The 26,360-nt window shown below is 61.2% G+C and carries 21 protein-coding genes and 1 pseudogene; 19 read left to right on the forward strand and 3 right to left on the reverse strand.

Annotation, left to right across the window (positions count from 1 at the left end; all coding sequences use genetic code 11):
* Positions 1–4 precede the first annotated feature (4 nt).
* Complete coding sequence (locus VJ698_RS21835) at positions 5–6,034, forward strand: Hpt domain-containing protein (RefSeq protein ID WP_324104915.1); 6,030 nt, start codon at positions 5–7, stop codon at positions 6,032–6,034.
* A 71-nt stretch (positions 6,035–6,105) separates the two neighbouring features.
* Here VJ698_RS21835 and VJ698_RS21840 read toward each other — a convergent pair whose 3' ends face one another.
* Positions 6,106–7,590 carry a deoxyribodipyrimidine photo-lyase gene (locus VJ698_RS21840; RefSeq protein ID WP_324104916.1) on the reverse strand — a complete coding sequence of 495 codons (1,485 nt, stop codon included), beginning with the start codon at positions 7,588–7,590 and terminating at the stop codon, positions 6,106–6,108.
* Positions 7,591–7,667: 77 nt separating this feature from the next.
* On the opposite strand from VJ698_RS21840, the gene VJ698_RS21845 reads away from it, so the two are divergent.
* The 6 genes from VJ698_RS21845 to VJ698_RS21870 are packed head-to-tail and all read left to right on the forward strand — an operon-like array spanning position 7,668 to position 12,232.
* Positions 7,668–8,333, forward strand: a complete 666-nt coding sequence (locus VJ698_RS21845; protein WP_414691204.1) for a YqgE/AlgH family protein — start codon at positions 7,668–7,670, stop codon at positions 8,331–8,333.
* Positions 8,317–8,718 (forward strand): Holliday junction resolvase RuvX, encoded by a 402-nt coding sequence (ruvX, locus tag VJ698_RS21850; RefSeq protein WP_324104917.1) that lies wholly within the window; start codon positions 8,317–8,319, stop codon positions 8,716–8,718. The genes VJ698_RS21845 and ruvX overlap by 17 nt, the downstream gene beginning before the upstream one ends.
* Positions 8,705–9,211 carry a bifunctional pyr operon transcriptional regulator/uracil phosphoribosyltransferase PyrR gene (gene pyrR / locus VJ698_RS21855; protein ID WP_324104918.1) on the forward strand — a complete coding sequence of 169 codons (507 nt, stop codon included), beginning with the start codon at positions 8,705–8,707 and terminating at the stop codon, positions 9,209–9,211. The genes ruvX and pyrR overlap by 14 nt, the downstream gene beginning before the upstream one ends.
* Complete coding sequence (locus VJ698_RS21860) at positions 9,204–10,163, forward strand: aspartate carbamoyltransferase catalytic subunit (protein ID WP_324104919.1); 960 nt, start codon at positions 9,204–9,206, stop codon at positions 10,161–10,163. The genes pyrR and VJ698_RS21860 overlap by 8 nt, the downstream gene beginning before the upstream one ends.
* Before the next feature lie 3 nt (positions 10,164–10,166).
* Complete coding sequence (locus VJ698_RS21865) at positions 10,167–11,453, forward strand: dihydroorotase (RefSeq protein WP_324104920.1); 1,287 nt, start codon at positions 10,167–10,169, stop codon at positions 11,451–11,453.
* An 11-nt stretch (positions 11,454–11,464) separates the two neighbouring features.
* Positions 11,465–12,232, forward strand: a complete 768-nt coding sequence (locus VJ698_RS21870; RefSeq protein ID WP_324104921.1) for a lysophospholipid acyltransferase family protein — start codon at positions 11,465–11,467, stop codon at positions 12,230–12,232.
* Here the strand turns inward: VJ698_RS21870 and VJ698_RS21875 are convergent.
* Entirely contained in the window at positions 12,211–13,035 is an 825-nt protein-coding gene (locus VJ698_RS21875; protein ID WP_324104922.1) for a symmetrical bis(5'-nucleosyl)-tetraphosphatase, read from the reverse strand. The two genes, VJ698_RS21870 and VJ698_RS21875, sit on opposite strands and share 22 nt — an antisense overlap.
* A 228-nt stretch (positions 13,036–13,263) precedes the next feature.
* On the opposite strand from VJ698_RS21875, the gene rfbB reads away from it, so the two are divergent.
* From rfbB to VJ698_RS21925, 10 genes are all read left to right on the forward strand, one after another.
* On the forward strand, positions 13,264–14,337 hold the full coding sequence (rfbB, locus tag VJ698_RS21880; RefSeq protein ID WP_324104923.1) for a dTDP-glucose 4,6-dehydratase: 1,074 nt from the start codon (positions 13,264–13,266) through the stop codon (positions 14,335–14,337).
* Entirely contained in the window at positions 14,334–15,221 is an 888-nt protein-coding gene (rfbA, locus tag VJ698_RS21885; protein ID WP_324104924.1) for a glucose-1-phosphate thymidylyltransferase RfbA, read from the forward strand. Before rfbB ends, rfbA begins: the two co-directional genes overlap by 4 nt.
* Positions 15,221–15,772 carry a dTDP-4-dehydrorhamnose 3,5-epimerase gene (gene rfbC, locus VJ698_RS21890; RefSeq protein WP_324104925.1) on the forward strand — a complete coding sequence of 184 codons (552 nt, stop codon included), beginning with the start codon at positions 15,221–15,223 and terminating at the stop codon, positions 15,770–15,772. Before rfbA ends, rfbC begins: the two co-directional genes overlap by 1 nt.
* On the forward strand, positions 15,769–16,650 hold the full coding sequence (gene rfbD, locus VJ698_RS21895; RefSeq protein ID WP_324104926.1) for a dTDP-4-dehydrorhamnose reductase: 882 nt from the start codon (positions 15,769–15,771) through the stop codon (positions 16,648–16,650). Before rfbC ends, rfbD begins: the two co-directional genes overlap by 4 nt.
* Positions 16,651–16,729: 79 nt before the next feature.
* On the forward strand, positions 16,730–18,139 hold the full coding sequence (locus tag VJ698_RS21900) for a mannose-1-phosphate guanylyltransferase/mannose-6-phosphate isomerase (RefSeq protein WP_324104927.1): 1,410 nt from the start codon (positions 16,730–16,732) through the stop codon (positions 18,137–18,139).
* A gap of 11 nt (positions 18,140–18,150) precedes the next feature.
* Positions 18,151–18,936, forward strand: a complete 786-nt coding sequence (locus VJ698_RS21905) for an ABC transporter permease (protein WP_324104928.1) — start codon at positions 18,151–18,153, stop codon at positions 18,934–18,936.
* A gap of 106 nt (positions 18,937–19,042) precedes the next feature.
* A complete protein-coding gene (gene gmd / locus VJ698_RS21910; protein ID WP_324104929.1) occupies positions 19,043–20,086 on the forward strand; it encodes a GDP-mannose 4,6-dehydratase in 1,044 nt (347 codons plus the stop codon).
* Positions 20,070–20,990, forward strand: a complete 921-nt coding sequence (locus VJ698_RS21915; RefSeq protein ID WP_324104930.1) for a GDP-mannose 4,6-dehydratase — start codon at positions 20,070–20,072, stop codon at positions 20,988–20,990. The genes gmd and VJ698_RS21915 overlap by 17 nt, the downstream gene beginning before the upstream one ends.
* On the forward strand, positions 20,987–22,129 hold the full coding sequence (locus VJ698_RS21920; RefSeq protein WP_324104931.1) for a glycosyltransferase family 1 protein: 1,143 nt from the start codon (positions 20,987–20,989) through the stop codon (positions 22,127–22,129). Before VJ698_RS21915 ends, VJ698_RS21920 begins: the two co-directional genes overlap by 4 nt.
* Before the next feature lie 13 nt (positions 22,130–22,142).
* Positions 22,143–23,279 carry a glycosyltransferase gene (locus VJ698_RS21925; RefSeq protein ID WP_324104932.1) on the forward strand — a complete coding sequence of 379 codons (1,137 nt, stop codon included), beginning with the start codon at positions 22,143–22,145 and terminating at the stop codon, positions 23,277–23,279.
* A gap of 10 nt (positions 23,280–23,289) precedes the next feature.
* Here the strand turns inward: VJ698_RS21925 and galE are convergent, their stop codons facing one another.
* Positions 23,290–24,315: a UDP-glucose 4-epimerase GalE gene (gene galE / locus VJ698_RS21930; protein WP_324104933.1), complete on the reverse strand. Its 1,026-nt coding sequence runs from the start codon at positions 24,313–24,315 to the stop codon at positions 23,290–23,292.
* Positions 24,316–24,502: 187 nt separating this feature from the next.
* On the opposite strand from galE, the gene VJ698_RS21935 reads away from it, so the two are divergent.
* Together VJ698_RS21935 and VJ698_RS21940 are read left to right on the forward strand one after the other, a co-directional pair.
* Positions 24,503–25,597: a glycosyltransferase gene (locus VJ698_RS21935; RefSeq protein WP_324104934.1), complete on the forward strand. Its 1,095-nt coding sequence runs from the start codon at positions 24,503–24,505 to the stop codon at positions 25,595–25,597.
* Positions 25,598–25,631: 34 nt separating this feature from the next.
* A pseudogene (locus VJ698_RS21940) lies at positions 25,632–26,360 on the forward strand (phosphomannomutase/phosphoglucomutase); the annotation flags it as partial.

Raw genomic sequence — 26,360 nt, forward strand, 5'->3', positions numbered from 1 at the left:
AGTCATGACCACCTCTTCTTCCACCTCATCGCAGGGCGCCGGATCCGGCTTCGACACCGGTCCGCTGTCCTGGGTGATTGGTGAAATCCGCGAAGCACTCAATCGTTCCAGATCTGCGATCATCGAGGCACTGGGCCAGGATGCAGAGGCGCAGATGACGTCGCTGCGCCACGCGAAGACTTACCTGCATCAAGCGCATGGCGCATTGCAGATCGTCGATGTGGACGGAATCGCCATCATCACCGAGACAGTGGAGGACCTGCTTGATCGCGTCGATGCCGGTCAGCTGTCGCTGAACCAGGGCCTGACGGATGCTATCGGCGGCGGCTACCAGGCGCTAATCGAATATCTCGATGAATTGATGTCAGGCATGCCGCACCAGCCAGTGCGCCTGTTTCCGTATTACCGGGCACTGCTCGAAGCGCGCGGCGCCGAGCGCATCCATCCGGCCGACCTGTTTTTCCCCAATCTGGCCATACGCCCGCAACTACCGGGCAACGGGCCTGCAACGCCGCCCTCGCCGGCGCAGTTCGCCAGCCTGCGCAAGCGATACGAGCAGGCGCTACTGCCTTTCCTGAAGAGCTCCGACCGTCCCGCCGAATTGAAGAATGCCGATGTCATGCGCGGCATCGTCGGAGAGATCGAAAGCCTGCAGGGCAACCAGCAGGCACGGGTATTCTGGTGGGTCATGCATGGACTTGCGGAAGCCGTGGCTGCCGGCCAGATCGCGAATGAAATCTACGTCAAGCAACTGTTTGCACGCATCAACCTGCAGATTCGCAGGCTTTGCCAGGGTTCGTCCAGCATCGCCGAACGACTGCTGCGCGACGCGCTCTTCTTTATCGCAAAGACCGAGGATCCGTCGCCACGGGCGCGGCAGATCCGCGCTGCGTATCAACTCAACGGGCTGGTGCCAAGCGATTACGACACCAAGCGTTACGGGCAGATCGATAGCGATGCACTTGCCGACGCGAAGGAGCGGCTGTCGCAGGCGAAGAATTTCTGGAATCGGATTGCGAGTGGCGATGCGAGCGTCGCGGAATCGTTCGAGCATGAAATGCGGGTTCTCGCGGATGCCGGGGCCAAGCTCAACTCCGCGCCGCTGACCAAGCTGTTGCGCGAACTGAAAGGCATTGCGCGACACGCCGCGCGCGCCAAGCCGGGCGACATGCTGGGACTGGAGATGGCCACCAGTCTGCTGTTTGTCGAAAATTCGCTGAACCATATTGGCCGCCTCTCGGACAATTTCGCCGACCGTGCGGACGCGATGACGGCGCGCCTGCTTTCCGTGGTTTCCGGCGAAGCGCCGGAACAGGCTGCAGAATGGCTCGACGACATGTCGCGCGAAGCGCAGCAGCGGCAGACCATGATGGCGCTTGCCGGCGAAATGCAGGCGAGCCTGCGCCAGGTCGAGAAAATGCTCGATGAGTTTTTCCGCGATCCGACCCAGCGTACGTCGCTCGGACAACTGGACCTGATCCTGCACCAGATCGAAGGCGCCCTGGCAGTGCTCGACCAGGACGATGCCGTTCGGACCATCCAGCATACGCGGGAGGCCGTGCGCCGCTTCATGGAAGGCGACCCGGATAACGCGGCGGAGGTGCAGGAGTTTCAGCAGGTGGCGCAGAACGTGGGTGCCCTGAGCTTCTTCATTGAAACCCTGGAGCATCAGTCGCACAATGCCAAGCAGCGCTTCGCGTTCGACGAAATGAGCGGCATCTTTCATGCGAGGCTGGTCGAAAAAGATCCAGAACCCGACCCTTTTGTCGTTGACGCCGTCGTGGAAACGGCGTCCGTCGAAAGCCCCGATCTTCCGCCGGCCGGAGCGACGCCACACGAGTTGCCAACGGTGGAAGACGAGCTGGCGATATCCCAGCAGCAGTCCGCTGAACTGGCGATGTCCTTGGCCATTGAGCCGGGTAATCCTGCATTACAGGAGCAACTGAAGGAATCCCTGGAGCAGATCCGCCTCGATGCGGCCCTGGTCGACAATCCAGAGGCAAGCGACCGCGCCAAGGCAGGGATTGAAATCCTCGGGCGCCCGGACTTTCCTGCTTCACAGGAGGCGCTGGCACAGATCATCACGGCCACCGTGCCGGTGATGACGACCGCCGAAAGCCTGCCACCCGTCGTCGCGCCGGCGAGCGATGAGGCGATCGATGCGGAACTTCTCGAGATTTTCCTGTCCGAGGCAGAAGAAGTCCTTGAAACCGTCCGGCAAACGATGCCCGAGTCATGCCAGCAGCCGCATAATCAGGAACATCTCACCACCCTGCGCCGCTCCTTTCATACCTTGAAGGGGAGCAGCCGCATGGTCGGCCTGATGGCGTTTGGCGAGGCCGCCTGGAGCATCGAACAGGTGCTGAACCTGAGACTTGCAGAAGCGCGCAGTGGCGACGCCGAGCTCTATGCCTTGCTGGGCAAAGCGGCCGAAGTGCTGGGCGCCTGGGTGCAGGATCTCAAGCGCGAGGGAAGTTCGCAAGAGACGCCGCACGCGCTGATTGCAGCGGCGGAGCGGGTCAAGGCTGGCGGGCAGTTCGTCTACGAGGAAGAGGTGCCGACCCAGGCGGAGCCTGGATTGGAGGTCCCGCATCCCGCCACCGTAGAGGCGGCACCGGCCGCACCATTGCTGGAGAGCGGGGAGTCCGACCCGATCGGATTGAATGACCTGCCTGACATCGCTGATGTGCCAGCAAGCCTCGACGCGGATGTGGCGACGGAGATGTTGCTTCCGGACGGGAGCAATGAGGAGCCGGCCAGTGAGCTCGACATGCTGCCGGAACTTGGAGCCGCCTTGCCGCAAGCGGAAGAAGTCAGCCTGTCGGATGCCGACCTTGCGATGTTCAGCGCGGGACACGATGAGGTTCTACCTGCGGAGCCTGTGCATGGCATTGCCGAGGCTGACCAGCCGTCCATGCCGAAAGTGTCGATCGCGGAAGTCATCGAATTCCCGACGATGCACGCGCCGGAGGTCAAGCACAACGATAACGTCAAGCGTATCGGCGACCTCGAGATCAGCGTTCCGCTCCATAACATTTACCTCGCCGAGACCGACGAGCTGGTGCGCGCGCTGGCACAGGACATGGCGGAGTGGCGCCACGAGCCGGATCGCCTTGCGAATGTGCATTCCGTGCATGCTGCGCATTCGCTGGCCGGCAGTTCAGCGACGGTCGGATTCACGCCGCTCCAGGAGGTCGCCCACGCGCTTGAAATGACGCTTCAGTCGCTGTCGCGCAAATCCGCGCACATTACGCCGAACAACTTCGACACGCTGGAGCAAAGCGTCGAATGGATGAGGCTGATGCTTCAGAAATTCGCGCTGGGCGAGATGCCGCTCCATCAGCCCGAATATGTGCGGCTCCTGAATGCACTGATGCATGATATCGAGGCGCGGTCCGCGCATGACGAAACCTGCACGGCAGATGCAGTGCCTGAGTTTTGCCAGGATGGGCCGCGGGAAGACACACAGGAGGAGGCGCACGCGAACGAAGTGCAACAGCCGGAAGTCGAACCTCCTGTGATGCATGAGGCGGCTGGGCAGATGTCGCCGGGGCAGGATCAGGCGGAATCCATGCCGCCGCTCGCCGGAGCCAAGAGCGTGGCGCCATTGGCCGAGCCCGCCTTCGCAGCGGAACATGACGCGGCCGCAGATTCTGCGTTGGCGCTGAAAGACGAGCTCGACGCGGACCTGATGCCCGTCTTCCTGGAGGAAGGGCGCGACATCCTGCCGCAACTGGGCGCTGCGTTGCGCGGCTGGCAGGAACAACCAGCCAATGCAAGCCTGCCGCATTCGACCTTGCGCTCCCTGCACACCCTCAAGGGCAGCGCGCGGATGGCAGGTGCAATGAGCCTCGGCCAGCACTTGCATGACATGGAGACGCGCATTGAGAACATCATGCGCCTCGGCGCGCCGTCCTCGCTGGCCATCGAAGACCTGCTGATCCGCTACGACCAGGGCCTGCAGATGTTCGAGCAGCTGCAGAATCCCCAGGCAGCAACGGCCGAACCCGTCCGGCGCGAAGATTCCGGATCGCCCGGCGCACCGGCGCCTGCACAGGAACCCGTCGTCCTGGCGCCGCTGATGCCCGTTCGGACCTCGGGCCAGGACACGATCAAGACGCCAGTCCAGCCGTCTGCGATGCCGGCCAGCCAGTCACCGCTGGTACGTGTGCGCGCCGACATCCTGGACCGTCTCGTCAACCAGGCCGGTGAAGTTTCCATTTCACGTTCGAAACTGGAGACGGAGGTCGGCACGCTGAAGCAGTCGTTGTCGGAGCTGACCGAAAACGTGACGCGCCTGCGCGACCAGTTGCGTGAAATCGAAATGCAGGCAGAGACGCAGATCACTTCGCGCATGGCGCATTCGGCAGACCGAGAATTCGATCCGCTTGAATTTGACCGGTTCACGCGCCTGCAGGAGCTCACGCGCATGATGGCCGAGAGCGTGAACGACGTCGGCTCGGTGCACCAGAACCTCGTGAAGACGCTCGACAATGCGACAAGCGACCTGACAATGCAGGCACGCCTGACACGCGACCTGCAGCAGGACCTGATGCGCGTGCGCATGGTGCAGTTTGCGAGCATTTCCGAGCGCCTGTTCCGTGTCACGCGCCAGGCCGCGAAGGAAATGGACAAGCGCGTCAACCTCGACATCCGTGGCGCCGCGGTGGAAATCGACCGTGGCGTGCTGGAGCGAATGACCGGGCCGTTCGAGCATCTGCTGCGCAACGCGATTGTACATGGCATCGAACAGCGCGAAGTGCGTCGTGCCGCAGGAAAGGATGAGGTCGGCGAACTGCTGGTGGAAATCCGGCAGGACGGTAACGAAGTCGTGATCGACTTCTCCGACGACGGACAGGGCCTGAACCTGGGGCGCATCCGCGACAAGGCACGCCGCATCGGTCTTCTGGCGAATGACAGCGACATGTCGGACGAAGAAGTGACCGGCCTGATTTTCCACCCGGGCTTCTCCACGGCGGAGGAGATCACCGAACTCGCCGGTCGCGGCATCGGCATGGACGTGGTCCGTTCGGAAGCCGCCGCGCTGGGCGGGCGCGTCGCGACCTGGTCCGAACCGGGCAAGGGAACGCACTTCACCATCCACCTCCCGCTGACGCTCGCGGTCACGCAAGTGGTGCTCCTCACCACGGGCGGCAAGACCTATGCCGTGCCCTCCGTACTCGTGGAACAGGTGCAGCAGCTCAAGACCAATGCGCTGGCCTCGGCCTACAACGATGGTGCGGTGGTCTGGCAGGGGCAGCGGGTGCCGATGTACTACCTCTCGGCATTGCTCGGTGATACGAACGCCTCGCCGGTTGCGCAGCAATACTCACCCTTGATGATCCTGAAGAGCGGCCACGACCGCGTAGCCGTGCACGTCGATGAAATCGTCGGCAATCGCGAAGTGGTCGTGAAGAACATTGGCCCGCAACTGTCGCGCCTGATCGGCATCGCTGGCGCGACCGTGCTGGGTTCCGGTGACATCGTGCTCATTCTCAATCCGGTACCGCTGTCGCAACGCACCTTCCACGAGAACATGCGCGCGCCGCGCCTCACTCCCTCCGAGGCGCCGTCATTGATGGGAGCGGTCGCCGAGATGGCGGGGCAGTCGCCTTCGGCGCCGGCTTCTGGACCGGTGCAAGGGCTCCGAATGCAGAACATCGTGATGGTCGTCGACGATTCGCTCACCGTGCGACGTGTGACGCAGCGGCTGCTGGCGCGCGAAGGCTATCAGGTTGTGCTCGCGAAGGATGGCGTGGATGCGCTCGAACAGCTGCAATCGGTCACCCCTGACGTGATGCTGGTCGACATCGAGATGCCGCGCATGGACGGTTTCGACCTGACGCGCAACGTGCGCGACGATGAACGGACACGCCGCATCCCGATCATCATGATCACCTCACGCACGGCGGCCAAGCATCGCAACTATGCACTGGAACTTGGCGTCAACGAGTATCTCGGCAAGCCCTACCAGGAAGACCAACTGCTTTCCTTGATCGCTGGCTTCGTTAACAAGGAAACGCCGGTTGCCTGACGCAGAAAAGGTGTTTGCATGTAAAAAACCCGCGGAAATCGCGGGTTTTTTTGTGCCTCACTCCTTATATCTCACTCCTTGTGATGCGCGGAGTGAGATGGCGGCTTGATGATGGCATAGCGTGCCAGCGTGCGCTTGCGGGCCTCGTCGTGCTGCACTATGGGAAAGGGGTAATCGGCGCCGTGGCGCAACCCGGCCTGCTGCGCTTCCATCGAGGGCGCCAGCCATGGGGCGTGGATGAACTTCGCCGGCATTTTTGCAAGTTGCGGCAGGTAGCGCCGAATGAACCTGCCTTCCGGGTCGAATTTTTCCGACTGCGTTACCGGGTTGAATATCCGGAAGTAAGGTTGAGCGTCGCACCCGGTTGAGGCCGCCCATTGCCATCCGCCATTATTTGCGGCGAGGTCGTAATCATTCAGCTGTTGCGCGAAATAGCGTTCGCCCCAGCGCCAGTCGACGCCAAGGTCTTTGACGAGAAAGCTCGCGGTTACCATGCGCAGGCGATTGTGCATGTAACCGGTCTGGTTCAGTTGCTGCATCGCCGCATCGACCAGCGGATAACCGGTGCGGCCCTCACACCACGCGCAGAAAAGACTTTGCGCATGTTCACCTGATTCCCATCGGATCAGGTCGAACTCCGGCTTGAATGCACGCTCCGCAACGTGCGGATGATGATGCAGGATCATGAAATAGAATTCGCGCCAGACAAGTTCCGACAACCAGCTTGCCGCGCCATTACCGTCCTCCAGGCTTCGCATCGCGTTGAGTGCCTCGCGCACCAGGCCGCGGATTGAGGTCGTGCCAAAGCGCAAATGGACGGACAGGCAGGACGTGCCGCGTATCGCGGGGAAGTCCCGCATGCGGGCGTAGGCGCCGATGCGGCCGCGAAAATCATCAAGGAATGCCTGGGCGCCGGACATGCCGCCAGCGATGCCAAGTTCTGACAGATTTGTTTTTTCGAAGCCAAGTTGCGCAAGTGACGGAATCCTTTCCGCCGCGTCGATGGCCGCAAGGTTCGTTGCGTAAGGCTCGACAGGGAAGGCGTTGAGATAATGTACCTCGTCGGCTTGCAGTTCCTTCAACCAGGCATTCTTGTACGGCGTGAATACCGAAAACGGCTTGCCCGCCTGCGAGAGGACCTCGTTTTTTTCAAGCACCACCTGGTCCTTGTGGCTCGACCACGCGCTTCCATCAGCGTGCAGCGCGCGTGCAACCGCAGCGTCACGGGCAATCGCCAGCGGCTCATAATCATGGTTCCCGAACACCGCGTCGACTTCCAATTGTGCGGCAAGGCGCGGAATCTCCTCCGCTGCAAAGCCATGCCGTACGATCAGCCCTCCGCCGAGCCTGCGCAAGGCCGCATCAAGCTCGACCACGCTGGCGTGGATGAACTCGACGCGGCGATCCTTGCGCGGCAATGCATCCAGGATTTCCTTGTCAAAAATGAAAGCGCAATGCACGCTGCGGCTTTGCTTCAGCGCATGATGCAGGGCCGCATGGTCGAAGTTGCGCAGGTCGCGGCGGAACCATACAAGAGACTTGTCAAACCGTGTCATGAATCACCTTGAATCCAGATCATGCTTTCTTTACCTTGATCTTTTTCCTGGCGGGGATCGCCGCCAAAACTGCTAAAATGCTCATTATGGTGAAACCAAGAAAGACTCGCTCGTTTTCCTCGACGCCTGGGTCGCCCCAGGCCACTCCCGATTTTCCCGAATCTTCCGAAACCGCAGCCGTTTCCGAACTGAATCTCGCTGATCATTTTCTCATCGCCATGCCATCGATGCTCGATCCCGTCTTCGGCGGAACCGTCATCTACTTGTGTGAGCACAATCCCGGCGGCGCGCTGGGCGTGATCATCAACAAGGCGACCGACATGACCATGGATGTGCTGTTCGAGCGCATCGACCTGAAGCTTGAGATCGCCGCGTCGTTCGAGAAGAAGCCCGTGATGTTCGGCGGCCCGGTGCAGGTGGAACGTGGCTTCGTTCTACATTCGCCGCACGGCGGGTTCTCGTCGATGATGAAGGTGACGGACGACATCGCAATGACCACGTCCAAGGATGTGCTGGAGGCTGTCGCGGCCGGTGACGGCCCGCGGCGGATTCTCGTCAGCCTGGGCTGCTCCGGATGGAGCGCCGGGCAACTGGAAGAAGAGATCGCGCGCAATGGCTGGCTGACGGTTCGCGCCGATCCGGCGATCATTTTCGATTTGCCGATCGAAGAGCGTTTTTCCGCTGCAGTGAAATTGCTTGGTTTCGATCCGGCCATGCTGGCGGGTGATGCGGGGCATGCCTGAGACAGTCCTCGCATTCGATTTCGGCCTGAAACGCATCGGCGTCGCCGTCGGCAACACATTGCTGAAACAGGCGCAGCCGCTGACAGTCATTTCGGCTGCCACCAATGACGGGAAATTCGCAGCAATTGCCGAACTGATGAAGGAATGGCAGCCCTCGCGCTGCATCGTGGGCCTGCCGCGCCATCCTGACGGTACCGAACATGAAATGACGGTGCGATGCCGCCGCTTCGCGAATCAGCTGAATGGCCGCTACGGCGTGCCCACGGTGCTGGTGGACGAACGCTATTCGTCCGTGGTGATTTCACAGCAGCGCGGCGAGATGATCGACGCCGAGGCTGCCGCAATTATTTTGCAACAATACTTCAATGACCATGCCGAATCCTAATTTCGATGCCGAAGCACTATACAAGGTGCTCGCGGAGCGCGTGAAAGCGGGCCTCGCGAATGCCAAGGACGTTGCGATCGTCGGCATATATTCCGGCGGCGCCTGGCTGGCCGAGAGGCTGGCGGCCGAGCTGAAGCTGCAGGATCGCCTCGGTTTCATCGACGTGTCGTTCTATCGCGATGACTACGCGGAGAAGGGCCTGCACGCCGAAGTGAAGCCGACCCATATCCCGTTCGAGGTGGAGGGCGCGACCGTCCTGCTGGTGGACGACGTCCTCTACACCGGGCGTACCACCCGCGCCGCGATCAACGAGCTGTTCGACTATGGACGACCGGCGAAGATCATGCTGGCTGCGCTGGTGGACCGCGGCGGGCGCGAACTGCCGATTGCCGCCGATTTCATTGCCGAGGCGGCGACGCTCGCCCCCGATCAGCAACTTGTCCTGCAACGCGCCGACGACGGCCGATTCTCCCTGACGGTGGACCATGCTTAATCCCCAACTCAACAAGAATGGCGAACTGCAGCACCTTCTCACCATTGAAGGTCTGCCGAAATCCATCATCGACCACATCCTCGACACGGCTTCCTCCTTCGTCTCGGTCAGCGACCGCGAAGTGAAGAAGGTGCCGCTGATGCGGGGCAAGAGCGTGTTCAACCTGTTCTTCGAGAACTCGACGCGCACCCGCACGACCTTCGAGATCGCATCCAAGCGCCTGTCGGCGGACGTGATCAACCTGAACATCGCCGCATCGAGCACGACAAAAGGCGAATCCCTGCTCGATACCATCGACAACCTTGCCGCCATGCATGCCGACATGTTCGTGGTGCGACATTCGCAGTCGGGCGCGCCCTACCTGATCGCCAAACACCTTGTCGACACCCAGCGGCCGCACGTGCACGTGGTGAATGCTGGTGACGGACGCCACGCGCATCCGACGCAGGGCTTGCTCGACATGTACACCATCCGGCATTACAAGAAGGATTTCAGCAACCTGACGGTGGCGATCGTCGGCGACATCCTTCATAGTCGCGTGGCGCGTTCCGACATTCACGCACTGACCACGCTCGGCGTGCCGGAAGTGCGCGCGATCGGACCGCAGACCCTGCTGCCGGGCGGCCTGGAGCAGATGGGCGTGCGCGTGTTCACAGACATCAACGAAGGCCTCAGGGGCGTCGATGTTGTCATCATGCTGCGCCTGCAGAACGAGCGCATGAGCGGTGCGCTGCTGCCTTCCGCGCAGGAGTTCTTCAAGAGCTACGGCCTGACGCCGGAACGCCTTGCCCTGGCAAAGCCGGATGCCATCGTGATGCATCCGGGACCGATGAACCGCGGCGTCGAGATCGATTCGGCGGTGGCTGACGGCGCGCAGGCGGTGATCCTGCCGCAGGTCACATTCGGCATTGCGGTGCGCATGGCGGTGATGAGCATTTTGGCGGGAAACTAAACAATGAAAATCCATATCAAGAATGGTCGCGTCATTGATCCGGCCAACGGCATCGACGCGCAGCAGGATCTGTACATCGCTGCCGGCAAGATCGCTGCAATAGGGAAGGCACCCGAGGGATTCACAGCTAGCAGGACCATCGATGCGAACGGCATGATCGTGGTTCCTGGCCTGGTTGACCTGAGCGCACGGTTGCGTGAGCCGGGCTACGAATACAAGGCCACGCTCGAATCCGAAATGCAGGCCGCCATGCAGGGCGGCGTGACCAGCCTGGTTTGTCCGCCGGATACCGATCCTGTACTCGACGAACCGGGCCTGGTGGAAATGCTCAAGTATCGCGCCAAGAGCCTGAACCAGGCGCATGTCTATCCGCTTGGCGCACTGACCGCCGGCCTGAAAGGCGAGGCATTGACCGAGATGGCCGAACTGACGGAAGCAGGATGCATCGGTTTCTCGCAGGCGGATGCGCCGATCCTCGATACCACCGTGCTGCTGCGCGCGATGCAGTATGCGCAGACTTTCGGCTATACCGTCTGGCTGCGGCCACAGGATCCGCACCTGGGGCGCAGCGGCATTGCCCATAGCGGCGCGGTCGCTTCGCGCCTTGGCTTGCCCGGCGTGCCCGTGATGTCGGAAACAATCGCCCTGCACACGATATTCGAACTGGTGCGCGCCACCGGAGCGCGGGTGCATCTCTGCCGCATCTCGTCGGCAGCGGGACTGGAACTGATCCGCGCGGCGAAGAAAGAAGGCTTGCCGGTCACCTGCGACGTCGGTGCGCACCATGTGCACATGATCGACGTCGATATCGGCTTCTTCGATTCCAATGCACGCGTCAACCCGCCTTTCCGCGCACAGCGTGACCGCGACGCGATCCGCCGCTGCCTGCTGGACGGGACGATCGACGTCATCTGCTCCGACCATACGCCGGTCGACGATGACGAGAAACTCCTGCCGTTCGGCGAGGCATCACCCGGCGCGACCGGGCTCGAATTGCTTCTGTCGCTGGCACTGAAGTGGGCCGAGGAATGCATCGACAAGTCGCAGCAGCCGCTCGCGACGGCCATCGCCAAGATCACCGCCGATCCTGCACGCGTGGTCGGACTGCCCTCCGGGCGCCTCAATGTCGGCAGCGTCGCCGACGTCTGCGTGTTCGATCCCGCGGCGCGCTGGAAGGTGGAAGCGAAAACCTTGGCCAGCCAAGGCAAGCACACGCCGTTCCTCGGCTATGAAATGCCGGGCCAGGTGAAGGCAACCATCGTTGGCGGGCATATCGCCTTCGAACGCTGACCGCTGCGCGCATGCTTGCGTTTCGCCTGCTGCGGGTGGTGCTTCACCTGTTCAAGGGGCTGGCGATTTGCGCGTTGGTCTTTCCGCGGATTGATGCGGCTGACAAGCAGCGGCATGTGCGGCGCTGGTCGCGCGGGCTGCTCGACCTGTGCCGCATCCATGTCGAGATCAGCCACGGCCGGGACGTGAGGGATGCGCCGCGTGCGCTGATCGTCGCCAACCATATTTCCTGGCTGGACATTTTCGTCATCAATGCCTTTCATCCCTGCCGCTTCGTCGCGAAGTCGGATATCCGCGACTGGCCGCTGATCGGCTGGCTGTGCGAGCAGGTCGGCACCATCTTCATCGCACGCGGCAAGCTGAGGGAGGTGCGAAGGATCTACCAGGGGCTGGTGACGAGTCTTCACGCCGGCGAGCATGTCGCCTTTTTCCCGGAGGGGACGACGGCGCCCCAAGGCACGCTGCTGCCTTTCCATGCCAACCTCTTCGAGGCGGCCATCGAGGCGAAGGTGCCGGTGCAGCCCTACGCGCTGCGTTATCTTGGCAAGGACGGCCAGTTCCATCCGGCGGCAGATTTCGTCGGCGAGATGACTTTCATGCAGAGCATGCTGACTGTCCTGAAGGCGGGCGGCATGACGGTGCAGCTAAGCCTGCTGCCGACCATCGACACAGGCATGCATTCGCACCGCCGCGAACTGGCGGATGCCGCGCGCCGCGCCATCGCGCTGGCACTGGGCCCCGACGAAAAGGTGGTGGATCAGATCGATCCAGGCTTCTGAAACTGCGGGCACTCGACTTGCACCACGCGCCGGTCTTCGAGGCAGACCGCGCTGAGCTGTCCACCCCAGAGGCAACCGGTGTCGAGGCTGATCAGGTTCGGGCGCATGATCAACCCCAGGGTCGACCAGTGGCCGAACACCACGGTCGCATCTTCCGTTTTTCTGTCCGGCACCTCGAACCAGCGCAGGTAGCCCGGCAATTGCGTTTCGACGCCTTTCGATACGGCAAGGTCCATGCGGCCCTCGGGGGTGCAGAAGCGAATGCGGGTCAGTGCATTGATGATGCAGCGGATGCGGTCGGCGCCTTTCAGGGAATCGCTCCATTGCGCAGGCTCGTTGCCATACATCTGCGCCAGGAAATCCACCCAGTTTGGCCCGCGCAGCACCTCTTCCACCTCTGCCGCGAGATCCATGGTCTGGGTCGCGGTCCATTGTGGCACGACACCGGCATGGACCAGCAGATGTTCGCCGTGGCGCAGTGCCAGCGGACGCCGACGCACCCAGTCGATCAGCTCGTCGCGATCGGGCGCATTCAGGATGTCGTCGAGGGTGTCCGACCGGTGCAGCTTGCGCAGGCCGCATGCCACTGCGAGCAGGTGCAAGTCATGGTTCCCGAGCACAACCTCGGCGCGTTCCCCGAGGGCGATCACTTCGCGCAGGGTTTCCAGCGAATTCGGCCCGCGATTGACGAGGTCACCGACGAAGATCAGATGAGCATCGGGGGAGACGGCGTGGATGCGTTCAAGGAGTTCATTGAGTTTCGGGCAGCAGCCCTGCAGATCGCCAATGGCGTAAGTGGTCATAAACGTGAGGTTCTGGACTGAAATACCGCGCGAGGTTGCTTTTACGCAAGATGCTCGGCGCGAAGGAAGATTATATAAGCACGGTAAACCTTTTTCCGGATGCCAGTCGTCGTAACAAATCCTTACCCATGGATGGCGCGAATCCTGATGTAATTGGCATCGTAAGTTTTTATTAATTAATTTCGAGTAAAATCATAGGTTTACCGTTTTTACTGGATGCAGGTATAAATGATCTTGGTAACTGGTGGGGCGGGCTTCATCGGCTCGAACTTTGTTCTGGACTGGCTGGCGGGGTCTGACGAGCCGGTCGTGAACCTGGATAAACTGACCTACGCCGGTAATCTGAACAACCTGTTGTTGTTAAGGCAAGATTCGCGCCACATTTTCGTGAAGGGCGATATCGGCGACACGACACTGGTCGCTGGCCTGCTGAACAGGCACCGGCCGCGTGCCATCGTGCACTTTGCGGCGGAGAGCCATGTTGACCGCTCCATTCTCGGTCCGGGCGAATTCATCACGACCAACGTCAACGGCACCTTCAGCCTGCTCGAAGCAGCGCGCGCGTATCAACGGGATTTGAGCGATGCTGAACAGGCTGGTTTCCGCTTCCTGCATGTGTCCACCGACGAGGTGTACGGCTCGCTCGGGCCGGACGACGCGCCGTTCAGCGAGACGACCGCCTATGCGCCGAACAGCCCGTATTCCGCCTCCAAGGCCGCGTCCGACCACCTGGTGCGCGCCTACCATCACACCTACGGCCTGCCGACGTTGACCACCAACTGCTCCAACAACTACGGCCCCTACCATTTCCCGGAAAAGCTGATTCCATTGGTGATCACGAATGCGCTGGCCGGCAAGGACCTGCCGATCTACGGCGACGGGCAGAACGTGAGGGACTGGCTGTATGTAGGCGACCACTGCGCCGCCATCCGGCGCGTGCTGCTGGACGGCAGGCCGGGTGAAACCTACAACATCGGCGGCTGGAACGAAAAGACCAACCTCGATGTCGTGCACACACTGTGCGACATCCTCGACCGGCTGGCGCCGAAGGCGGCGGGCAGCTATTGCGACCAGCTCAAGTTCGTGAAAGACCGGCCGGGGCATGATCGCCGCTATGCGATCGATGCGCGCAAGATCGAGCGCGAGCTCGGCTGGAAGCCGGCCGAAACCTTCGAGAGCGGCATTCAAAAGACCGTGCGCTGGTATCTCGACCACCAGGAATGGGTACGCGACGTCCAGTCCGGCGACTACATGAAGTGGGTCGAGCAGAATTACGGGCAACGCGAGGGGAGCCGCGCATGAACAACCAGCGCAAGGGCATCATCCTCGCCGGCGGCTCCGGCACGCGGCTGTACCCGGTAACGATGTCGATCTCCAAGCAGTTGTTGCCGGTGTACGACAAGCCAATGATCTACTATCCGCTGACGACGTTGATGCTGGCCGGAATACGCGACATCCTCCTGATTTCGACCCCGCAGGACACGCCGCGCTTCACCGAACTGCTAGGCGACGGCAGCCAGTGGGGCATCAGCATTCGCTACGCGGTTCAAGCGGCGCCCGAAGGCCTGGCGCAGGCATTCATCATCGGGCGTGAATTCATCAACAATGCCTTGTCGGCGCTGATCCTTGGCGACAACATCTACTACGGCCACGACTTCGATGCGCAGCTGCGCACGGCTGCCTCGCGCGCGGAAGGGGCGACCGTGTTCGCCTACCACGTGCAGGATCCGGAACGCTATGGTGTGGTCGAGTTCGACAGCAGTCGCCGCGCCATCAGCATCGTGGAAAAACCGCAGGATCCGAAGTCGAACTACGCGGTGACGGGACTCTATTTTTACGACGGGCAGGTGTGCGACATAGCGGCCGGCATTCGTCCCTCCGCCCGTGGCGAACTCGAAATCACCGACGTCAACCGGGCCTATCTCGAGCGCGGCAACCTGAATGTCGAAGTGATGGGGCGCGGCATGGCATGGCTCGACACCGGCACGCATGAATCGCTGATGGATGCCGGCCAATTCATCGCCACGCTCGAAAAACGTCAGGGCCTGAAGGTGGCCTGCCCCGAGGAGATCGCGTTCCGCAAGGGCTATATCAGTGCCGGGCAGCTCGAAGAACTGGCGCGCCCGCTGTGCAAGAACGGTTACGGCCAATATCTGCTGCGCATCCTCAGCGACAAGGTGTTCTGATGCTGACGCTGATACCGACTGCCATTCCCGACGTCGCCATCCTCGAACCGCAGGTGTTCGGCGACTCGCGCGGCTTCTTCTTCGAAAGCTTCAACGAGCGCGAGTTCATGGAACTGACCGGCGCGAAGAACCTTCACTTCGTGCAGGACAACCATTCCCGCTCCGCGAAGAATGTTCTGCGCGGCCTCCATTACCAGATCCGGCAGCCGCAGGGGAAGCTGGTGCGCGTGATCGCGGGCGAGGTGTTCGATGTGGCGGTCGACGTCCGCAAAGGCTCGCCGACATTCGGCAAATGGGTTGGCGCCATCCTGTCCGCAGAAAACAGGCGGCAGATGTGGATCCCGCCCGGCTTTGCGCATGGTTTCGTCGTGACCAGCGATGCTGCGGAGTTTCTCTACAAGACGACAGATTACTGGGCGCCCGGCGACGAGCGCTGCATCGCATGGAACGACCCGGCGATCGGCATCGAGTGGCCCATCGACAGGGCGCCGGTACTTTCCGACAAAGACCGCAACGGCAAGCCGCTCGCTGACGCGGAGGTATTCGCATGAGGATCCTCCTGACAGGCAGGACCGGCCAGGTCGGCTACGAGCTGGAGCGCAGCCTGCAAGGACTGGGCGAGATCGTCGCGCTGGACCGTGCGCAGATGGATCTGTCCGACCTTGCCGGCGTGCGTGAAGCTGTGCGAACTGTGCGCCCGCAGCTGATCGTCAATCCTGCAGCCTACACGGCGGTGGACAAGGCCGAGGACGAGGCGGAGATGGCGTTCCGCATCAACGGCGAGGCGCCGGGCGTGATGGCGGAAGAGGCCAGCAGGCTGGGGGCGGCGATGATCCACTATTCGACCGATTACGTATTCGACGGCCGCAAGAACGGCGCCTACACCGAGGAAGACCCAACCTGTCCGATCAATGTCTACGGCCGCAGCAAGCTGGCCGGCGAACACGCGATCCAGGCAAGCGGGATCCCGCACCTGATCCTGCGCACCAGCTGGGTGTACGGCCTGCGCGGCAGGAATTTCCTGCTGACGGTGCGACGCCTGGCCGAGGAACGCGACGAGCTGCGTATTGTTGCTGATCAACATGGTGCGCCCACCTGGTGCCGCACGATTGCCGATGCAACGGCGCATGCCGTGGCTTTTCTCGGCGCCGGAAAAAAGCTTCTTGGGATGGATCAGGATCTGTGGCGCGAGAAGTCCGGTCTTTACCATCTTGCTGCGCAAGGTCAAACCACCTGGCACGGGTTTGCTCAGACTATTGTTGCGCATTGGTCAATAGACCGGAAACCGGTCGTGACCCCGATCTCGACCGGGGACTATCCGTTGCCCGCGCGGCGGCCCGCCAATTCGGTGCTGTCGTGCGAGCGTTTCATGAACACGTTTTGCGGCTTGCCCGAATGGCGCAGTGCCCTGCGCCTGTGCCTGGAGTGATGACGGCAATGCGGAATCGAGACAGCTTGTCTCCGCCCTGTGCAGGGCGCCCTAACAACTCAAACAGTGAGATAGCATCATGTTGATCCCCATTATTCTCTCAGGCGGTGCTGGAACCAGGCTGTGGCCGGTATCGCGTGAGGCCTACCCGAAACCGTTCATGCGCATTGGCGACGGCAAGAGCCTGCTGGCGCAGACCCATGAAAGGGCGCTGGCAGTATCGGGCAACACGCCGCCGCTGGTCGTCACCAATCGCGACTACTACTTCCTCTCACATGATGAGCTGGCCGACCAGGAGGTCAAGCCGACCTACCTCCTTGAACCCGTCGGGCGCAATACCGCGCCGGCCATTCTGCTCGCCGCGCTATGGGCGGTGGAGCAGAAGAGTGACGCCTGCATGCTGGTCATGCCAGCCGACCATCTGATCAAGGACACGCCGTCGTTTTACACGGCTGTGCGCCATGCGGAGTCGCTTGCCAAGGACGGCTTCCTGGTCTTGTTCGGCATCAAGCCGAACGCCCCCGAGACCGGGTTCGGCTACATTGAAATGGGCGACAAGGTCAGCCAGCATGCGCAGGTCGTGCAGCGCTTCGTGGAGAAGCCGGACGCCGCTACGGCCGCGCGTTATCTTGCGCAGGGCAATTACGTCTGGAACAGCGGCATGTTCTGCTTCAAGGCCAGCGCGATCATCGACGCCTTTGCTGCCTACAACCCCAACCTGCTGGACGCGGCGCGCGCAGTATGGGCAAGCACCAAGGTCTGCGGCGACAAGATGGAACTGCCGGCCAGCTTCTCGGCGCTGGAAAACATTTCCGTCGACTATGCCGTGATGGAAAAGGCAAAGAATATTGCCGTCATTCCCGGCGACTTCGACTGGAGCGACATTGGCGCATGGAGCGCGGTGGCGGATGCGATTCCGGCCGACGAGGACGGCAACACCAGCAATAACTGCCAGACCATTGTGATCGACAGTCGCAATACGCATATCGAAACCAAGGACCGCCTCGTCGCGATCATCGGCCTGGACAACCTGCTGGTGATCGACACGCCCGATGCGCTGCTGGTGGCCGACAAGTCGAAGAGCCAGGATGTGAAAGAGGTGGTCAACCGCCTCAAGGCCAGCGGGCACGAAGCACACAAGGTGCATCGCACCGTGGTGCGTCCATGGGGTACCTATACCGTGCTGCAGGAAGCGCCCGGCTTCAAGATCAAGCGCATTGCCGTCAAGCCCGGCGCATCGCTGTCGCTGCAGATGCATCATCACCGCAGCGAGCACTGGGTGGTGGTCTCGGGCAACGCCGAGGTCGTCAACGGCGACCAGGTCATCAAGCTGGAAGCGAATCAGTCGACCTACATCCCGGCCGGGAACAAGCATCGCCTGACCAACGTTGGAGATACGGAACTGGCGTTGATAGAGGTACAATGCGGGTCTTACCTGGGCGAGGATGACATCGTCCGTTTTGAAGATGTTTATGGCAGGGTTCAATAATGGCAGTAGGCATGTTGCGCTCGATATGGAGCTATCGCGGCTTCATATCCGGCAGCGTCAAGCGCGAGTTCCAGTCGCGCTACCGTAATTCGCTGTTGGGCGCGGCATGGACCGTCCTGAATCCGCTGGCGATGATCGTGGTCTACACCGTGATCTTTTCGCAGGTGATGAAGGCCAAGCTGCCAGGCGTGGACAACGGCTACGCCTACAGCATTTATCTCTGCGCCGGTGTCCTCACCTGGGGCCTGTTCGCGGAAATCGTCGGACGCGCGCAGAATGTTTTCCTCGAGAATGCCAACCTGATCAAGAAGATCAGCTTTCCGCGCATCTGCCTGCCAGTCATCGTGGTACTCAACGCGGGGGTGAATTTCGCCATCATTTTCGGCCTGTTCATCCTGTTCCTGGTGTTTTCCGGAACCTTTCCAGGGGTCAGCTTTCTCGCTATCTTCCCGGTGCTGGCGATCCAGGTCGTGTTTTCGATCGGCCTCGGTATTTCGGTCGGCGTACTGAATGTGTTCTTCCGCGATGTCGGGCAGGCATTTGCGGTCCTGCTGCAGTTCTGGTTCTGGTTCACGCCGGTGGTGTATCCGGCCTCGATCCTGCCGGCTATGGTGAAGCCGTACATCAACTGGAATCCGATGGTGCCCCTGATCACGGCATACCAGGACATATTGGTGCACGGAAAATGGCCGCAGTGGGAGAACCTGCTGATGCCGGCGGCGCTGGCCCTGTTGTTCTGCATGATAGGCATGCACCTTTTCCGCAAGCGGGTAGGTGAAATCGTCGATGAACTTTGATGCGCTGCGTCAATATCGTTGACGCTCGCACGCGCTACAACATCGGCTGGTTACGCACAACGCGGCGGCCAAGTCTTTATAATTCCTTCAAGAATTCCTGCTAACAATGAATAAACCAACGACAGCGATTATTACCGGCATCACCGGACAGGACGGTGCCTATCTCGCCGAACTCCTGCTGGGCAAGGGCTATCAGGTATACGGCACCTATCGCCGCACCAGTTCGGTCAATTTCTGGCGCATCGAGGAACTGGGTATCGACAAGCATCCCAACCTGCACCTGGTTGAATACGACCTGACCGACCTGAGCGCGAGCATCCGCCTGCTGCAATCGACCGGCGCAAGCGAGGTCTACAACCTGGCCGCGCAGAGCTTTGTCGGCGTGTCCTTCGACCAGCCTGTGACGACGGCCGAAATCACCGCCATCGGACCGCTCAATCTCCTGGAAGCGATTCGCATCGTCAATCCTGCGGTGCGCTTCTACCAGGCATCGACTTCCGAAATGTTCGGCAAGGTGCAGGCTATCCCGCAGGTGGAAACAACGCCGTTCTATCCACGCAGCCCCTACGGCGTGGCCAAGCTGTATGGACACTGGATTACGATCAATTACCGCGAGTCCTACAACATCTTTGGCTGCAGCGGCATCTTGTTCAACCACGAATCCCCGCTGCGCGGCCGCGAGTTCGTCACGCGCAAGATCACCGATACCGTCGCCAAGATCCGCCTCGGCAAGGCCAGCGTCCTGGAACTCGGCAACATGGATGCCAAGCGTGACTGGGGCTTTGCGAAGGAATATGTGGAAGGCATGTGGCGCATGCTGCAGGCAGCCGAGCCGGACACTTACGTGCTTGCCACCAACCGCACGGAGACGGTGCGTGACTTCGTCACGATGGCCTTCAAGGCCGCCGATTACCAGCTCGAATGGCGCGGCAAGGGCGAGCAGGAAGTCGCGGTGGATGCGGTCAGCGGCAAGACGCTGGTGCGCGTGAATCCAAAGTTTTACCGTCCGTCGGAAGTCGATTTGCTGATCGGCGATCCCGCCAAGGCCAAGGCCAAACTCGGCTGGGCGCCGTCGACCACGCTTGAGCAGCTTTGCCAGATGATGGTGCAGGCAGACGTGCGCAGAAACGAGCGTGGCTTCTCTTTCTGAAAAGGCATATGTGACTGAACAGCGTCGTGTACTGCTGACGGGCGCGAACGGCTTCACCGGCAAATATGTCCGGGCGGAGCTGGAAGCGGCTGGTTATACCGTGATCGGGGCCGTGGTGGGCGCGCCCTCCGGGCCGCACGAGGTGATCCTCGACATCACCTCGCCAGACAATTGCCGCCGGGTGATGGAAACAGTGCGTCCGGATTACCTGGTCCACCTCGCGGCGATCAGCTTCGTGCAGCATGCGGATGTGGAGGCGTTCTATCGCGTTAACGTCATCGGCACGCTCAACCTGATGCAGGCGGTGGCGGATGCAAAGCTCTCGCCGCAACGCGTGCTGGTAGCGAGCAGCGCCAACATTTACGGCAATGCCCGTGTGGGTGTGATCACGGAAGAGCAGCCGCCTGAGCCGGTGAACCATTACGCGACCAGCAAGCTGGCAATGGAATACATGGTTCGGACCTGGTGCGACCGCCTGCCGATCGTCATCACTCGGCCGTTCAATTACACCGGTGTAGGGCAGGCGCCGCATTTCCTGATTCCGAAGATCGTGTCGCATTTCCGGCAACGCGCAGCGATGATCGAACTCGGCAACCTGGATGTACAGCGCGATTTCTCCGATGTGCGCATGGTGGCGCACGCCTATCGTTGCCTGCTGGAGCGCGACAGCGCCGGCGAGGTGGTGAACATTTGCAGTGGCCGACCGTATTCGATCCGCGACATCCTCGACCTGATGCGTGACATCGCTGGCTACGAGATCGATGTGCGGGTCAACCCGGCATTCGTGCGGCAGTCCGAGGTGAAGACACTGGTCGGGTCCGTCGACAAGCTGCGCCGCCTGATCGGCGACTTCGAGACGATTCCGCTGGAAGAGACGCTGCGGTGGATGGTCCGGGAAACATGAGTTCCATCCGGGTAGGCTTGAGCACGACGACGATTGAGCCGCGTTTGACAGGAGGATTCCTGGATGGGATTGGCGTCTATTCCAGCGCATTGATGCGAGGACTGCCTGCGGCCGGGTGCGGGGTTACCGGATATTCTTTCCCGCCGTTGCCCAGCAAAAATTCAGGCAGCAGGCTCAAGCTGGGCCAGGTCATGCCGCACTCGTTCGCCATGCTGGCCATGCGTGATTTTCTGACTGGCGGTGCGATTCGATGCGATATGCCGGTGGACATCTTTCACGCGACCGACTATCGCATCGTCAGAATGAATTGTCCGGTTGTGGCGACATTGCATGATGCCGTCCCCTTGACGCATCCTGAGTGGGCCAGCCGGAAGCTGCGACGCATCAAGAACTGGGTGCAGAAAAATGTGGCAGGCAATGCGGATCATGTGATCGCGCTCTCGCGCTTCACCGTCACTGAACTGGTCGAAGCGTACGGCGTGGACGAGCGCCGGATCACGGTGGTGCATTGCGGCGTGGATGCCAAATGGCTGGAGCGCCCGCCTCAACGCGCTATCGACGAAACCCTGCGTGCGCTGGGCGTGCGGCCGGGCTATTTCCTGTTCGTCGGCACGTTGCAACCGCGGAAGAATGTCGAGCGCATCGTCGAGGCTTATCTCGGGTTGCCCGAGGCGATGCGCCGCGAACGGCAACTGGTGATTGTCGGGCGCGCCGGGTGGGAATGCGACGAACTATTGAACCGGATGCGGGCGGCAGTCCAAAATGGCGAGGCCATCGTGTGGATCAATGACCTGAAGGATGAGGAACGCTTGCGGCATGTGTACGCCGGAGCGGGCGTCTTCGTGTTTCCCTCGCTGTACGAAGGCTTCGGCATTCCCGTGCTCGAGGCGTTCGCATCGGGCGTACCTGTCGTGACAGCCAACACCACATCCTTGCCGGAAGTATCCGAAGGCGCGGCGCTCGAAGTGAATCCCCTGGACGTCGGGGCGATTCGCGACGCGATGCACAGACTGGCGAGTGACGAGTCCCTCAGGAACAAGTGCATCGATGCCGGCCACGTTCGCGCGGCCCGATTGACCTGGGAGCGTACGGTCGACGAGACGGTGGCCGTGTATCGCACGGTCCTGGGGCGGCAGTGAAAGGCTGGCAATCGTGAACATCCTCCACGTCTTCAAGACCTACTACCCGGATTCCATGGGCGGCGTGGAGGCGGTCATCCGGCAACTGACGGCGGCCACCGCGCCGATGGGCGTATCGAACCGGATATTCACCCTGAGCTGGCAGGCAAACAGGCAACCCGTGCTGCATGAGGGCAGCGTGGAGATCGTGCGCGCGCAAACCCATCTCGAAGTCGCGTCCACGCCGATCTCGCTGAATGCCTTGCGGATGTTTCGCGATGAAGTCGCGCGCGCCGAACTGGTCCACTACCACTATCCCTGGCCGTTCGGTGACGTGCTTGATCTCCTGTCCCGCCGCAACAGGCCAGCGATTCTGACCTACCATTCGGACATCGTGCGGCAGCGTCTCCTGATGCCCGCTTACCGCCCCTTGATGCGGCATTTTTTCGCCGGCGTTGATGCGATCGTGCCGACTTCGCCGAATTACCTGCAGAGCAGCGAGATATTGCAGGAATACCGGAGCAAGGCAACCGTCATTCCGATCGGGCTGGACGAAAGCTGCTATCCCCAGCCGCTGCCGGAACGTATGCGCCACTGGCGCAACGCAGTCGGGGAGGGCTTTTTCCTGTTCGTCGGCGTGTTGCGCTATTACAAGGGCCTGCATATCCTGCTCGATGCATGCGCCAACAGCAGCAGCCGGGTCGTGATCGTCGGTGCCGGCCCGGTCGAGGCGAGCCTGAAACAGCAGGCTGCGCAGCTCGGTCTGACGAATGTGCATTTTGTCGGTGCCGTGCCGGATGAAGACAAGGTCGCATTGCTGAAATTGTGCAAGGCGGTCGTCTTCCCGTCGCACCTGCGTTCCGAGGCATTCGGCGTGACCCTGCTGGAAGGGGCAATGTACGGCAAGCCGCTCATCTCCTCGGAGATCGGCACGGGCAGCAGCTATGTCAATATCGATGGCCTGACCGGGCTGGTTGTTCCTCCAAGCGATCCGGATGCGCTGCGCAAGGCTATGCAGCGCATGGACGCGAATCCGGCCTTGGTCGAGCAGATGGGGCTGCGGGCGCGGGAACGTTTTGTGAACCTGTTCACGGCGCAGAAGATGGCCGAGTCCTATGTCGAACTGTATGAACGGGTGCTCGATCAGCGGCAGTTGATGCGCGCCGCGTAATCAGGCTGTATCAAGCCGCGTAGCCAAGCGGATTTGTCTTCTGCCAGCGCCAGTGGTCTGCGCACATTTCATCGAGGCCCTTGCGTGCCTTCCAGCCGAGGAGCGATTCCGCAAGCGACGGGTCGGAATAGCACTCGGCGATGTCGCCCGGGCGTCGCGGTGCCATCTCGTGTGCGATCGCAACGCCGCTGGCCGCTTCGAACGCGCGCACTACTTCAAGCACGCTGTAGCCGCGGCCGGTGCCGAGGTTCACGGTAAAGCTGCCGCCGGTTGCGAACAGTCCCGCCAGTGCTGCCACATGCCCTTTAGCGAGGTCTACGACATGGATGTAATCGCGCACGCCTGTGCCGTCAGGCGTTGGGTAATCGTCGCCGAACACTTTCAGGCGCGGCATGCGCCCGACGGCGACCTGCGCGACATAAGGCATGAGATTGTTCGGAACGCCGCGCGGGTCTTCGCCAATCAGCCCGCTGGGGTGGGCGCCGACCGGATTGAAGTAGCGCAGCGCGCCGATTGACCAGGATGGATCGGATTGCCCGAGGTCGTGCAACATCTGCTCGACAATCAGCTTCGAGCGGCCATAAGGATTGGCGGGAGCCAAGGGCGCCGTTTCGGTGATCGGGACCGATTGTGGTGCGCCGTAGACGGTCGCCGACGAGCTGAAGAGAAAATGCCGGATACCTGCGTCGGACAAGGATTGCAGGAGGTTGATGGAACCCGTGACGTTGTTGTCGAAGTAGTCAAGCGGCTGTCTGACGGAATCGCCAACCGCCTTGAGCCCGGCGAAATGAATCGCGGCGTCGATGCGATGCTGGCGCAGCAGGGAATCGATTGCCTTCCTGTCCCTGACGTCGGCCTCGACGAAGGTCAGCGGTCTGCCGGCGATTTTTTCCACGCGGACCAGTGATTCGCGCGCGCTGTTGCACAGGTTGTCGAGGGCGACGACCGAATAGCCGCTGGCAAGCAGTTCAACGCAAGTATGCGAGCCGATATAGCCGGCCGCGCCGGTGACGAGGATGGTTTTATTGTGGTGCATGCATTGCCTGCTGTCTGGTGGAGATTTCTTTCCTTGCTGTCAACTTGCCGGCGGAATTGTGGGAGAAAACCTGCGCCTGCGCGCTTATAGGACAAGCATTTCTCCTATATTATAGAGAGTTGGCAATTTTAAAACCAAGCAAGATCCAGCGTGCCGGTAATCGCTTGAGAGACTGAAAAAAGCATACATGCATTCCATCATAGTCAGTTTTTTCGTGGCGTTGTTCGTCGGCATCTTCATCATCAAGCTCGCGACTATCCACGAAAAGACCCTCGATTCCGAGCTGGAAGGCGCGCAGAAATTCCACTCCCATCCCGTTCCCCGCATCGGCGGACTGGCCATTTTCCTTGCCGTGGCGGCGGGTGCCGGCCTTGCCTATTTGCGGGCCAGAGCCATCGGCGAATGGATCTTCCTGTTGCTGCTGTCGTCGGTGCTGGCGTTCGGCGCCGGCATCCTCGAAGACTGGACAAAGAATGTTTCAGTCATGTATCGCCTTGTCTTTACGCTGCTGTCCGCCGTCGTCGGTTACTTTCTGCTGGATGCGGCGATCGTGCGGGTCGACGTATCCTTCATCGATCCCTTGCTCACGTTCATGCCGCTGTCGCTGTTCTTTACGGTGCTTTGCGTCGCCGGCATCGCAAACGGCATCAATATCATCGATGGCTTCAACGGCCTTGCCGGCGCTATCTCGATCTTCATTTCGCTGTCGCTCGCGTACGTGGCCATGCAGGTCGGCGATGCCTACGTTTCCACGGCCGCGCTGGTGCTCGCAGGATCCACGGCGGGTTTCCTTGTCTGGAACTATCCTTACGGTCTCATTTTCCTCGGCGATGGTGGCGCCTACTTCCTTGGATTCATGCTGGCCGAACTTGCCGTGCTGCTCATCGCGCGCAACCCCGAAGTGTCGGCATGGTATGCGGCCTTGCTGATGATCTATCCCGCATTCGAAGTGATCTTTTCGATTTACCGCAAGAAATTCGTGCGCGGCATTTCCCCCGGCATACCGGACGGCGTGCATTTGCATATGCTGGTGTTCAAACGTCTGGTACGCTGGACGCTGGGCGCGCAGGGCGCCCGCGCGAAGACCCGGCGCAACGCACTGACTTCTCCGTATCTCTGGCTCCTGTCATTGACTGCCATCATCCCGGCGACCTTGTTCTGGCAACACAAATGGGTGCTCGTCGGCTTCGGGGTGCTCTTTGTCGCCGGTTATACATGGCTGTATGCGCAGATCGTGCGCTTCAACGCGCCGCAGTGGATGATCCTGCGCAAGAAGAAATAGGTTTCGATGTTTGTTGATTGAGAGGTTTCGTTTCATGTCTGTACCATCACCGAGCATTTTCAAGGCATACGACATCCGCGGTATCGTGGGCAAGACGCTGGACATCGGCGTGGCGCGCCAGATCGGCCAGGCCTTCGGCACTGCGGTCCGAACAAAGGGCGAACAAAGCGTGGTCATCGGCCGCGACGGCCGCCTGTCCGGTCCCGAACTGGCCGATGCGCTCGCTTCCGGCCTGCGCCGCGCCGGCATCGACGTCATCGACCTCGGTGTGGTCGCCACCCCCATGCTCTATTTCGCGACCCATGCGCTCGACGCCGCCTCCGGCATCATGGTCACCGGCAGCCACAATCCGCCCGACTACAACGGCTTCAAGATGGTGCTGGCCGGCGAAGCCATCTACGGCGACGCCATCCAGGACCTGTACCGCACCATCACCCGCGGCGATTTTGCCAGCGGCAACGGCGGCTACCGCACACACGACATCAGGGCGGCCTACCTCGAACGCATCATCAGCGACGTCAAGCTCGCGCGCCCGATGAAGATCGCGGTCGACTGCGGCAACGGCGTGGCCGGCGCTTTTGCCCCCGAGCTGTACCGTCGCATGGGTTGCGAGGTGATCGAGCTGTTCTGCGAAGTCGATGGCCACTTTCCCAATCACCATCCCGATCCGGCCCATCCGGAAAACCTGCAGGACCTGATCCGCTGCCTACAGCAGACCGATGCCGAAATCGGCCTGGCCTTTGACGGCGACGGCGACCGGCTC

The organism is Noviherbaspirillum sp. (assembly GCF_035254685.1).
Taxonomy (GTDB): domain Bacteria; phylum Pseudomonadota; class Gammaproteobacteria; order Burkholderiales; family Burkholderiaceae_D; genus Noviherbaspirillum.